The sequence below is a fragment of the Yoonia sp. SWMV100 genome (assembly GCF_056108365.1).
In genome coordinates this window covers 573,384-585,539 of record NZ_JBWBAQ010000004.1, presented here as the reverse complement: position 1 = coordinate 585,539, position 12,156 = coordinate 573,384, and the positions used below count along the sequence as shown (strand labels likewise).

Here is a 12,156-nt window from a genome sequence, read left to right as displayed (position 1 = left end):
AGCCTTAGCGCATAGGGACTTTCAGAAAGCCTACCTGACCTGGGATTGCGGTTGATCCTCGTTTAGGTCGCAACCGTCCTAAAACTAATCTTTCGCGCAAGCAGCCATTGGCGCAGCCGTAGCGAAATGGCGCTTCGTCCGCAAAGCGGACGCTGGGACTAATTGCCATGAACGGCAGCTAAGTCCGCACAGCGGACATTCATGGAGCCATCAAACACAATCTGTGTTTCAACTCTAACTATCTAGGATAAGTGGCGCGGTTGACGGGGCTCGAACCCGCGACCCCCGGCGTGACAGGCCGGTACTCTAACCAGCTGAGCTACAACCGCGCATCGTATCAAAATCACAAACGTAAGTAGTGGCGCGGTTGACGGGGCTCGAACCCGCGACCCCCGGCGTGACAGGCCGGTACTCTAACCAACTGAGCTACAACCGCGCATCTACTTTCCGGTCTGTGACCGAACGTGGGGTGCTTCTATGTCTGCGCCCCGCCCCCGTCAAGCGGTCAGTTGCGCAAAAATGCGACATGGCGAAAGTTTTCTAACCTCTGCGCAATTGGGGCACATTCACGGCAGCGGAATATAGTCTTTATTATCGTTCGGAGGCAGCTGAAAACGACCGTGTTGCCAGTCACCCGCACGCCACGCTTCTTTGGCCGCATCAATCCGATCACGGCTTGATGCCACAAAATTCCACCAGATGAATCGGTCGCCTTCCAAGGTGGCACCACCCAACAGCATCAACCGCGCGCCTTGTGGACCCGCGGTCACGCTGATGCGGTCACCGGGACGAAACACCAGCATTTGACCGGCCTCGAACACCTGCCCCGCGACGGTAACAGCCCCCTGCAACACATATGCGCCGCGGTCCTCGTGATTGTCGGGCATCGGTAGACTGGCGCCGGGATCAAGGCGCGCGTCAATATAAAACGTCTCGGACGGGGTCGCGACGGGGGCTGTCACCCCGTATGCTGTCCCCATAATCACCCGCACCTCTTTTCCTTCGTCCTGTAAATAGGGCAGGCCGGATTTGGAGGTATGGTGAAATGCTGCGGGCCCGTCCTCTGCGCCTTTGGGCAAAGCGATCCATGTCTGGATGCCAAACATCGGCTGTGGGGCCGTCTGGCCGGGTCCATCCATACGTTCCGAATGCGTGATTCCCTTGCCCGCGACCATCAGGTTCATCTCTCCGGGTGCAATCCATTGATCCGACCCCAGACTATCGCGGTGATGCAACGCACCCTGATGCAAGTAGGTGACCGTCGCCAAACCAATATGCGGATGCGGCCGAATATCAAGCCCCTGCCCCGTCATGAATTCCACCGGACCAATCTGATCGAACAGGATGAACGGACCTACCATCTGGCGCCGCGCCGTCGGCAAGGCGCGGCGTACGGCGAACCCGCCCAAATCACGCGCACGCGCAACAATCACAGTTTCAATCTGGTCGACACCATCACCAATCGGGATATGGGCATCTAAAAGCGGGCTCCAACTCATGTGATCATTCCCATGTTAAGGTCCCGTATACCTTAACCCAAAACCGCCGCCGCGCTATCTGCGTCGCTGCACATCGTATCTATAAAATTGGGGAATGGTGGGTGATGAGAGGCTCGAACTCCCGACATCTTCCGTGTAAAGGAAGCGCTCTACCAACTGAGCTAATCACCCGATGTCGCGTCATTTAGGGTATGTTGCGGGCGGACGCAAGCCTAAGTCAGCAAGTTTTCGACACCATTTTTCAAATGATACACGCAGCCCTGCCCACCGTGGATCGTGGTCCCCTCTGTCGCCTCTGCGCCCACGACCAAACCGCGCAGCGCGCGCCCGGCCACACCATGCGTGACCAATACCGCGGGCCCCTTTAAATCATACAAAAAAGAGCGGCAGCGCGCCTCTACACTGGCTATCCCCTCGCCATTCGGGGCTATTTCATATTGCGCCATATACGGGTCGGGCGCGTCAGGCATGGGCAGGTCATCGCGCAGCAACCCTGACCAATCGCCAACACAAATTTCACGCAAGCGGTCGTCGGTATGAATATCAGCCGCGATTCGTGCCAAAGCGATTCCCGCCGTTTGCACCGCACGCGCCTGCGGACTGCAGAAAAACGTAAACCCGGCCAAATCACGCGATTCGAGTATTTCGCCCTGTCGCGTCGCATCCTTGATGCCTTGTAAGGTCAGCGGCGAATTCAACGCGCCTTGCATGCGCCCCTCTAGGTTCCATTCGGTTTGACCGTGACGCAAAATATAAAGTTCCGGATAGTCCAATGGATACCTCACTTGGTCTGGTTAAAATGGGATAGTTTCACAAAAAAGCGCGCAAACATCCACAATGTGATGCATGCGCGCATTTGCTTTTTGCGTTGATGGGGGACTATTCGTCGTCGTCGTCACCGGACGGCGCATCTGCAACCACGACCGTTTTCGGTGTGCGCAGCCGCAGGGTCAACATGGTTGAACCGCCATCAAGCTCTTTACTTTTGATAATGCGCACGCGGCCCAACGGCGGCAAAATCAAATCTTCGCCGTTCATCAGTGCTTCGGCGATTTCTGCCAATGCAGCGTCAACTGCAGGTTTGACATCGCGTTTCTTAAGGCCACTACGCGCCACAGTACGATCCATCAGGTCCGGCTTTTTCATCAGCGCAGGCGCATCAGCGTGATCAGTATCCTGGGCATCCGTATCGTTAACCATGTTCATTCCTATTCCCATTGCGCAGCGCATTCACCGCTTAGCGAAAACTGTATCACTCAATCGCAACCAAAGAAAAGGCCCGCCACAAACGCGAAAAGGCGCGGTTTTTAACCCGCGCCTTCTTACCGTTCAGTGCATCAGATCAGTGTGCGCGCGCGCCTTCACCACCCGTACCGGCCCGCAGAGCTGCAGCCGCGGCTTCTTCGGCAGCTTCATCCCATTCGATCGGCTCTGGTTTCCGAACCAGTGCATGTTCCAGCACCTCGGACACGTGTTTGACGGGAATGATCTTTAGCCCCTCTTTCACGTTGTCCGGGATATCCGGCAGGTCTTTGGCGTTTTCTTGCGGGATCAACACCGTCGTGATCCCACCCCGCAACGCCGCCAAAAGCTTTTCTTTCAAGCCGCCAATCGGCATTGCGTTCCCGCGCAGCGACACTTCACCCGTCATCGCAATGTCTTTGCGCACCGGGATCTGCGTCAGTACCGACACAATCGATGTCACCATCGCCAAACCAGCCGAAGGGCCATCCTTGGGGGTTGCCCCGTCCGGCACGTGGACGTGAATGTCGATCGTGTCAAACTTCGTCGGTTTCACACCGATTTGCGGCGCGATCGACCTGACGTAGGACGACGCTGCATCAATCGATTCCTTCATGACATCGCCCAGTTTCCCGGTCGTTTTCATGCGACCTTTGCCCGGCAAACGCAGCGCCTCGATGTTAAGCAATTCGCCACCCACCGATGTCCACGCCAACCCGGTCACGACACCGACCTGATCCTTTTCCTCAGCGAGCCCAAAGCTGTAGCGCTCCACGCCCAAGAAGTCGTTCAGATTTGCGGCGCTGACTTCAATCAGCTTCGCCTCTTTCTTGACGATCTTGGTCACAGCTTTGCGCGCAACCTTGGCCAATTCACGTTCCAGATTTCGCACCCCGGCCTCGCGTGTATACACGCGGACCATCGCCAACAGTGCATCATCTGCAACCGTAAACTCTGCAGGCTTCAACCCGTGGTTTTTCATGACCTTTGGCAACAGGTGCTGCTTGGCGATTTCGACCTTTTCATCCTCGGTGTAGCCCGACAATGAAATGATCTCCATCCGGTCCAGCAACGGCCCCGGCATGTTATAGCTGTTCGCCGTGGTCAAAAACATCACGTTCGACAGGTCATATTCGACCTCAAGGTAGTGATCCACGAATGTGGCGTTTTGTTCCGGGTCCAACACCTCAAGCATCGCCGACGCCGGGTCGCCCCGGAAATCCTGACCCATCTTATCGATTTCATCGAGCAAGATCAGCGGGTTCGTCGTCTTTGCCTTCTTCAGCGCCTGAATGATCTTACCGGGCATCGACCCGATATAGGTCCGGCGATGACCACGGATTTCAGATTCGTCACGCACACCGCCGAGCGAGATGCGAATAAATTCGCGCCCCGTAGCTTTGGCGACCGATTTACCAAGGCTGGTTTTCCCCACGCCCGGAGGGCCGACCAAACACATGATCGGACCCTTCAGTTTGGCCGAACGCTGTTGTACAGCAAGGTATTCAACAATGCGTTCTTTGACCTTTTCAAGGCCATAGTGGTCGTTATCCAGCACCTTTTGGGCGTGGTTCAGGTCTTTCTTGGTGCGCGATTTGACACCCCATGGCAGCGCCAGAATCCAATCCAGATAGTTGCGCACAACCGTGGCTTCGGCAGACATTGGCGACATGTTCTTGAGCTTCTTCAGCTCTGCGTCAACCTTTTCGCGCGCCTCTTTGGACAGCTTTGTTTCGGCGATTTTCGCCTCAAGCTCGGCCACTTCATTCTGGCCCTCTTCACCGTCGCCCAGCTCTTTTTGAATGGCCTTCATTTGCTCATTCAAATAGTATTCGCGCTGGGTGCGTTCCATCTGGGACTTCACGCGGGTCTTGATCTTTTTCTCGACCTGAAGAACGGACATTTCGCCCTGCATCATTCCATAGACTTTTTCCAGCCGTTCAGACACGGATAGCGTTTCCAAAAGCCCCTGCTTCTGGTCCACTTCAATGCCCAAATGTCCGGCAACAAGATCGGCCAGTTTGGCAGGCTCTGTTGCTTCACCGACAGCGGCCATTGCCTCTTCGGGGATGTTTTTCTTGATCTTGGCATAGCGTTCGAATTCGGCGGCGACATTGCGCACCAGCGCCTCTTCTTCAGCGGCCTCACCTGTGGTTTCTTCTAGGTATTCTGCGGATGCCTCAAAGAAATTCTCGTTCTCGATAAATCCGGTGATAGTCACCCGCGAGCGGCCTTCGACCAACACCTTTACGGTGCCATCGGGCAATTTCAGCAGCTGCAGAACATTGGCGAGAACACCGGTTTTATAGATGCCATCCTGCGCAGGATCGTCTTCTCCGGCGTCAATCTGGCTGGACAGCAGAATTTGTTTGTCGTCCTGCATCACCTCTTCCAAGGCGCGCACAGACTTTTCACGTCCCACAAACAGCGGCACGATCATATGTGGGAAAACCACGATATCGCGCAGCGGCAGGACAGGGTAAGATGAACTCAGTGGTTCTTGCATGTTTACTTCCTTTATTGGCAAAACGCCCTGACCCCGCTTTGCGGCAGCCGATGGGTGTTTCCTCTTGCCCGGTATATGTGGGGTGACTGCATTGCGCTTTCAACCAAACATAGTGTTGCTTCAGGTCCAGACTGCCTTTGTCCGGCGGCAGCCGCAACCATACAAACGTAAAAACCTTAAGACAGCCTGACAAAACACGTGATTTTGCGCGTGTAGCGGGAATAGCTAAACTTTTTGTGTACGCGATCAGATCGGTTCGACATCGCCCATCGCCCGCCCTGCATGAAAATCGGCCTCCCAAGCGGCGAACTGCCCGACTGCAATCGCGTCACGCATCCCCTGCATGATATCCTGGAAATAATGCAGGTTATGCCATGTCAGCAGCATCCCGGAAATCATCTCCTGCGCCCGGAACACATGGTGCAGATAGGCGCGTGAATAATTGGAACAGGCAGGACAGGTGCATTTGTCATCCAGCGGACGCGGATCGTCCATATGGCGCGCGTTCTTGATATTCAGCACGCCGCGGCGGGTGAAGACTTGACCAGTGCGCCCCGACCGGCTGGGCAACACGCAATCCATCATATCAATGCCGCGTTTGACGGCGCCCACAATATCGTCGGGCTTGCCCACGCCCATCAAATACCGCGGTTTATCAGTGGGCAATTGATCGGGTGCGAAATCCAGCACGCTGAACATCGCCTCTTGGCCTTCGCCCACGGCCAAACCACCAACGGCATAGCCATCAAATTCGATATCGCGCAGGGCGGCCGCGCTTTCGGCGCGCAGATCTTCTTCCAGTCCGCCCTGCTGAATGCCGAACAGCGCATGTCCGGGCCGATCCCCGAATGCCGCGCGCGACCGCGCCGCCCACCGCATCGACATTTGCATACTTTCGTTGATCCGGGTGCGATCTGCGGGCAGCGCAGGGCATTCGTCAAAACACATCACAATATCAGAGCCAAGCAGCTTTTGGATTTCCATCGACCGCTCTGGTGTCAATTCGTGCTTGGACCCGTCCACATGCGATTTGAACGTCACACCTTTTTCCGTGAGCTTGCGCAGCCCTGCCAGCGACATGACCTGAAACCCGCCGCTGTCGGTCAGAATCGGTTTGTCCCAATTCATGAACTTATGCAGGCCACCCAACCGGTCAATGCGTTCGGCGGTGGGGCGCAACATCAGGTGATAGGTATTGCCCAGCAAAATATCTGCCCCCGTCGCAGCCACGCTTTCAGGCATCATCGCCTTGACGGTGGCGGCGGTGCCGACTGGCATAAACGCAGGTGTCCGGATATCGCCACGCGGCGTGGAAATCACCCCGGTGCGGGCTTTGCCATCAGTGGCATTCAGGGAAAATGAGAAACGGTGTGTCATAGGCTCTCTTCCACGATCTGTATGAAAAAGCCAAGAGGGGTGTCCAACGTCAGGGCATTTTGACGTGGCGAAATGCATCCACACGCGGACCCGATCATGTGGGATACTGCAAACTCTGAATATAGATGTTGTCAGCGATGACCGTCATAAATTTTAAACACCTTCACGGGCAGGCTGCCAGTCGCGTGATCAAAGACCATTCAAACGCCGCGTCACACCCGCCCCTGTGGATAAGGTTTTGGTTGTCTTGGCGCGGGTCTGCTGCTCTACGCGCCGCTGAAACATTACTTGGAAAATCCGATGCCGAATCAACACTTACCATCCGAAGAAGAATTCACATTCGGTTGGGAAGAATGGGTGTCTCTGCCTGGTCTTGGGCTACCTGCCCTGCGCGCCAAGGTCGACACCGGCGCGCGAACCTCTGCGCTGCATGCCTTTGAAATCGAACCCTTTGGGCCCGCTGCAAAACCGTTGGTGCGGTTCAGCGTTCATCCGGTCGCTGGCCGCGACGATATCGAAATTTCCTGCTCTGCGCCGCTGCTGGAACAGCGCGATGTGACCAGTTCCAACGGCGAAACCGAAACACGGTATGTCATTGAAACACTGATCGAAGTTGCCGGAAAAACCTGGCCGATCGAGGTCACATTGACGGATCGACGCTCTATGAGTTCGCGGATGCTGCTTGGGCGGCAGGCGCTTGGCCCCGAAATCACCGTACACCCAAGCGAGCGGTTCTTTCAGCCGCAGCTTGATTACGATGTCTACCACAAAACCCGTCGCAGCCCCGCCACCAAACGCAGCCTGCGCATCGCCGTGCTGTCGCGCGAAGACAACTTTTCGACGCGCCGCTTGATCGAAGAAGGGCACGCGCGCGACCACGTGGTCGAAGTGATCGACACCACCCGCTGTTACATGGCGATCAACCAGAACGCCCCCGCCGTCTATTACGATGGCAAACGGCTGCCCCGCTATGATGCCGTGATCCCGCGCATTGGCGCATCGATTACGGCTTATGGCACTGCGGTGGTGCGGCAATTCGAAACTATCGGCACGTATTGCGTCAATTCCAGCGACGGCATCGGCACGTCACGCGACAAACTGGCCGCGCATCAGGTGCTTGCCCGCAACCGGATCGGTATGCCCGCCACCGCGTTTGCATCGTCCCCCAAGGATACCAACAACCTGATCGGCCTTGTCGGCAAGGCGCCCCTGATCGTGAAACTCCTTGAAAGCACCCAAGGCAAAGGCGTGGTGCTGGCCGAAACCCCAAAAGCCGCCGAAAGCGTGATTTCCGCGTTTCGCAACCTGCGCGCAAACTTTCTCGTGCAGCATTTTGTCAAAGAAGCCAACGGCGAGGACATCCGGTGTCTGGTGATCGGTGGCAAAGTGGTCGGGGCAATCAAACGCAAAGCCGCCGAAGGCGAATTTCGCTCTAACCTGCATCAGGGCGGCGCCGCGTCCAAAGTAAAGATCACCAAAGAAGAACGCGAAACCGCCATCCGCGCAGCCACCGCGCTGCATCTTAATTTTGCGGGCGTCGATCTGTTACGCGGTGACGACGGCCCCAAGGTGCTCGAGGTGAACTCATCCCCCGGACTCGAAGGCATCGAAACCGCAAGCGGGCGCAATATCGCCGGCGCCCTGTTCGACGAAATCGAAAAACGGGTCCACATGCGGGCGCCGCGTCGGCCCAAGGCGCGGTAATCATCATGGTGCGGACACGCCGCACCCTTTACCTCATGCCACGCAATCCCTATATGTTTGCTCAGGAATGCAGGAAGACAGGTCATGACAGACACAAACGCACAGCTTGAAGGCGCGCCACTGATTGCGCCATCCTCGACAGATCACCCGCTGTATGATGATATCGTACAGGCCTGTCGGTCCGTCTATGACCCGGAAATTCCGGTCAATATCTTTGACCTTGGTCTTATCTACACGATTGATATCAAAGAAGATAATGCAGTTGATATCGTCATGACCCTGACCGCACCCGGATGCCCGGTCGCCGGCGAAATGCCCGGTTGGGTCGCCGACGCGGTCGAACCCCTGCCCGGCGTCAAGCAGGTCGATGTCGCGATGACGTTCGAACCGCAATGGGGCATGGAAATGATGTCCGACGAAGCCCGTCTTGAACTGGGCTTCATGTAAGTAGACTTGTTTGGGGCGTTGATGCGCCCTACCTTGGCTTCAAAGGAGACTGTTCATGTTTGGTATTCCCGGCAAGCAAGCCGTCAGCATCACCCCCAAAGCAGCTGCAAAAATTGCGGCGCTCATGGCAAAAGACAGCCATCAAGGGCTGCGCATTGGCGTCAAGAAAGGCGGCTGCGCAGGCATGGAATATACCATGGATTATGTCACCGACATTGATCCACTGGACGAGGTTGTCGAACTGGACGGCGCAAGGGTGATGATCGCTCCGATGGCGCAGATGTTCCTGTTCGGCACTGAAATCGACTATGAAACGTCACTGCTCGAATCCGGTTTTAAGTTCCGCAATCCCAACGTCGTTGACGCCTGCGGCTGTGGCGAATCCATTAAATTCGACGACAGTCTGACCGCTAAGGCATAAGGTTTGTTCAAATGCACGTAAGTCTCGGAAAACCGTTTTTCGAGATGAGCGCGCGCATTGATCAGATGGCCTGATCCAATCGGTGCCAGATTTGCATCGTCGTTGGGGCTGAAAAACAGCGGCACCGATATCGTGCATGGTCAGGCCCGCAGACCCGTCGGTGGCCAACAATGTCAGACAGCCATCATCTGTATGCGCCGCAATCCCGAAATCATCGGCACCGGCCCACGCCGGGCGTTCAGGGTAATAATTCCCCCGCAGTAACGCCACCCGGCGATCAAAAAGCAGGCGGAAATATGCGCCGTCCTCGCCCGCTGTATCGGCAATGGCGCGTAGCAAATCCAATGCACAATCTGTAGCGCGCACAATAGGCGCGCAGGACGTCGGCAAAGCCCGCGGGCGTGTCCGGCCGCCGCACAACCTGCTTTGTCCCCTGCGATCAGCGCGGCAGCGTCAATGCGCACAATACCCTGATCTGTCATCACAGCCCTTCCGATCCAACTGTACAGTTGATAGCAATAAACAAACTTTGACAAAAGGACGGACCGATGCCGCGTAAAATTGCCGCTGGAAACTGGAAAATGAACGGGCTGCGCGCCGACTTGGGCGTGCTCGATACGCTGGCGCAGCAGCATGCGGTCGCGACAGTCGATATCGTGATCTGCCCGCCGGCCACTTTAATCGCGGCCTGTTCCGCCCTGCCCTTTGGCATCGGCGGCCAAGATTGCCACACTGCCACAGCTGGCGCGCATACCGGCGACATCAGTGCGCAGATGCTGGCAGATGCCGGTGCCCGCTACGTGATCACGGGCCATTCGGAACGCCGCGCCGACCACGGGGAAACCGACGCCACGGTCGCCGCCAAATCAATCGCCGCCTACGCCGCTGACCTGACCGCAATCATCTGCATCGGCGAAACCCTGTCCCAGCGCGAAGACGGCACCACCCTGTCCGTTATCGACACCCAGATTGCCGGATCGATCCCCGACAGCGCCACGGCTACAAACACCATCATCGCTTATGAACCGGTCTGGGCAATTGGCACCGGCAAAGTCCCCACGCGGCCCCAAATCGCCGAAGTCCACGCCCACATCCGCGCCCGTCTGATGGCGCGCTTTGCCGATGGCGCGGATTTCAGCATTCTCTACGGCGGGTCGGTCAAAGGCAGCAATGCCGCCGATATTTTCAGCGTCCCCGACGTCGACGGGGCATTGGTTGGCGGCGCCAGCCTAAAGGCCGAAGATTTCAGCCCGATCATCACCGCGCTGGAAGCGAACTGACGGTCCAACGCACCATTTCAAATGCTGGCCAATCGCAATTGCATTGGCCAGCAGTTTCACAGCCCAGCCACAGACAAACAAGACCGCGCCGCAAGCTGTTGATCGACCGCTAAGCAGGCTTAGCTGGCCTTCCCAGCTGCTGTCTATTTTATATGAAAAAGCCGCCGACAGATATCTGCCGGCGGCCTTTGACCGTGATATTTGGTGCAGGACCTATTTCACGATGATCTCTGGCCCCATGAACAGGGTCGGGAGGTACGTCGAGATGATCGGCACGTAAGTGATGATGATCAAGAACACGAACAACACGGCCAAGAACGGCAACGCAGCGCGGACCACCGCCATCAGCGGCATCGACGCGACGCCCGATGTGACGAACAGGTTCAACCCAACTGGCGGTGTGATCATCCCGATTTCCATGTTCACGACCATGATGATGCCCAAATGGATCGGGTCGATCCCCAATTGTAACGCAATCGGAAACACCAATGGCGCCACAATCACGATCAAGCCTGAGGGCTCCATGAACTGCCCACCGATCAGCAGGATCACGTTGACCATGATCAGGAATGTAATCGGCCCCAACCCCGCGCTCAGCATGATATCCGCGATGTGCTGCGGGATTTGTTCGTCGGTTAAAACGTGCTTTAGCAGCAGCGCGTTGGCGATGATGAACATCAAGGTGATGGTCAGTTTGCCGCCCTCGAACAGGGTCGCACGGGTATCTTTGTGAAAGAACCCTGTGATCAGTGCCCAAGGTTTTTGCAGCAGGTTTGAACGGGTCGTCACCGCCTCTGTCATGCCCAGCACCGGCAAGTTGCCGTCCGCATCACGCGCCGCCAGCGGCCCCATATCGCGGTAGATAAAGGTCGCAACGATAAAGGCATAGACGGCGGCAACGGCGGCGGCTTCGGTTGGGGTAAACGCACCGCTTTTCCAGTAGATGCGGAACCCGTCGTCAAAGCCGGCCCAAGGGTGGCCATAGATGCCGCCCATGATGATGACGATCAGTAACAACCCCCATAGCGCGTCACGAAAGCTGGCCCAGATTTCGCCCCAGCCATGCCATTCGCCTTTGGGCATGTTTTTGATCCGCGCCATGATGTAGATGGTGACCATCAACATCACACCTGCCAGAATGCCGGGGATCACACCCGCCAAAAACATCCGGCCAACCGATACGTCCGTGGCGGACGCGTAGACCACCATCACGATGGACGGCGGGATCAAAATGCCCAGCGTCCCGGCGTTACAGATCACGCCGGCCGCGAATTCTTTGGAATAGCCCACTTGCGTCATCGCCGCGATCACAATGGACCCGATCGCAACCACCGTTGCAGGCGACGACCCCGACAGGGCCGCAAACATCATACAGGCCAATACCCCGGCAATCGCCAGACCGCCTTGCAAATGACCCACGCAAGCAATCGCAAACCGGATGATCCGTTTTGCCACGCCGCCCGTCGACATAAACGACGACGCAAGCACAAAGAACGGGATCGCAAGCAATGTGTAATGACCTGCCATCGCCAAATACAGCGATTGCGCGACAGCCGCTAATGACGTGTCGGAATACAGCAGTTGAAAGATGATCGAGCTGACACCCAGCGCCACCGCAATCGGCACACCGATCAGCAAAAAGCCGATGATCATCAGGAAAAGAAATAAGACTTCCATGAT

Annotated in this window: 10 protein-coding genes and 3 tRNA genes; 4 read left to right on the top strand and 9 right to left on the bottom strand. The window is 56.7% G+C overall.

Translation table 11 applies throughout. The annotated features are described in order from the left end of the window. Positions 1-252: 252 nt before the first annotated feature. From ACXJGX_RS11960 to tgt, 8 genes are all read right to left on the bottom strand, one after another. Positions 253-329 (bottom strand) — tRNA-Asp (locus ACXJGX_RS11960). A 30-nt stretch (positions 330-359) separates the two neighbouring features. Further along, positions 360-436 (bottom strand) — tRNA-Asp (locus tag ACXJGX_RS11955). A 130-nt stretch (positions 437-566) separates the two neighbouring features. Continuing rightward, entirely contained in the window at positions 567-1,499 is a 933-nt protein-coding gene (locus ACXJGX_RS11950) for a pirin family protein (protein ID WP_474781893.1), read from the bottom strand. A gap of 95 nt (positions 1,500-1,594) precedes the next feature. Further along, positions 1,595-1,670 (bottom strand) — tRNA-Val (locus ACXJGX_RS11945). 41 nt (positions 1,671-1,711) lie between these two features. Continuing rightward, positions 1,712-2,284 carry a histidine phosphatase family protein gene (locus ACXJGX_RS11940; protein ID WP_474781891.1) on the bottom strand — a complete coding sequence of 191 codons (573 nt, stop codon included), beginning with the start codon at positions 2,282-2,284 and terminating at the stop codon, positions 1,712-1,714. A gap of 94 nt (positions 2,285-2,378) precedes the next feature. Then, positions 2,379-2,705 (bottom strand): HU family DNA-binding protein, encoded by a 327-nt coding sequence (locus ACXJGX_RS11935; protein ID WP_474781889.1) that lies wholly within the window; start codon positions 2,703-2,705, stop codon positions 2,379-2,381. A gap of 136 nt (positions 2,706-2,841) precedes the next feature. Further along, the gene (lon, locus tag ACXJGX_RS11930) at positions 2,842-5,247 is read right to left on the bottom strand and encodes an endopeptidase La (protein WP_474781887.1); all 2,406 of its coding nucleotides are present in this window, start codon (positions 5,245-5,247) and stop codon (positions 2,842-2,844) included. A gap of 246 nt (positions 5,248-5,493) precedes the next feature. Beyond that, positions 5,494-6,624, bottom strand: a complete 1,131-nt coding sequence (gene tgt / locus ACXJGX_RS11925; RefSeq protein WP_474781885.1) for a tRNA guanosine(34) transglycosylase Tgt — start codon at positions 6,622-6,624, stop codon at positions 5,494-5,496. A 300-nt stretch (positions 6,625-6,924) separates the two neighbouring features. On the opposite strand from tgt, the gene rimK reads away from it, so the two are divergent. From rimK to tpiA, 4 genes are all read left to right on the top strand, one after another. Beyond that, positions 6,925-8,328, top strand: a complete 1,404-nt coding sequence (gene rimK, locus ACXJGX_RS11920) for a 30S ribosomal protein S6--L-glutamate ligase (protein WP_474781883.1) — start codon at positions 6,925-6,927, stop codon at positions 8,326-8,328. Between the two features lie 84 nt (positions 8,329-8,412). Beyond that, positions 8,413-8,775: an SUF system Fe-S cluster assembly protein gene (locus ACXJGX_RS11915; protein ID WP_474781881.1), complete on the top strand. Its 363-nt coding sequence runs from the start codon at positions 8,413-8,415 to the stop codon at positions 8,773-8,775. A 55-nt stretch (positions 8,776-8,830) separates the two neighbouring features. Further along, the gene (locus ACXJGX_RS11910) at positions 8,831-9,196 is read left to right on the top strand and encodes a HesB/IscA family protein (protein ID WP_474781879.1); all 366 of its coding nucleotides are present in this window, start codon (positions 8,831-8,833) and stop codon (positions 9,194-9,196) included. Positions 9,197-9,744: 548 nt separating this feature from the next. After that, entirely contained in the window at positions 9,745-10,476 is a 732-nt protein-coding gene (tpiA, locus tag ACXJGX_RS11905; protein WP_474781877.1) for a triose-phosphate isomerase, read from the top strand. 213 nt (positions 10,477-10,689) lie between these two features. Here tpiA and ACXJGX_RS11900 read toward each other — a convergent pair whose 3' ends face one another. Then, positions 10,690-12,153, bottom strand: a complete 1,464-nt coding sequence (locus ACXJGX_RS11900) for a TRAP transporter large permease (RefSeq protein ID WP_474781875.1) — start codon at positions 12,151-12,153, stop codon at positions 10,690-10,692. Positions 12,154-12,156: the final 3 nt, after the last annotated feature.